At 60.8% G+C, this 204-nt stretch carries 1 protein-coding gene; it reads left to right on the top strand.

The window, feature by feature from the left end; genetic code table 11:
• On the top strand, positions 1 to 204 hold a 204-nt coding region (locus tag BB427_RS09240), incomplete at both ends, for an FAD-dependent oxidoreductase (RefSeq protein ID WP_175401267.1).

Here is a 204-nt window from a genome sequence, read left to right as displayed (position 1 = left end):
AGAGTGTTGGTGGCAGCAGGCAGACGCCCAGCAACCGAGGATCTCGATCTGACCGCCGCCGGGGTGGCCACCGATGAGCGGGGCTACATTACCGTCGACGATCAGCTGCGCACCAATATTGACGGAGTGTACGCAGTCGGTGACGTCAATGGTGGGCCGCAGTTCACCTATATCTCCCTTGACGACAACCGGGTGTTGTGGGAC

The organism is Pseudoalteromonas sp. BMB (assembly GCF_001709235.1).
GTDB classification, from domain to species: Bacteria; Pseudomonadota; Gammaproteobacteria; order Enterobacterales; family Alteromonadaceae; genus Pseudoalteromonas; species Pseudoalteromonas maricaloris.
The sequence above is the reverse complement of the archived record's forward strand: the minus strand, read 5'-3'. Positions and strand labels throughout refer to the sequence as shown.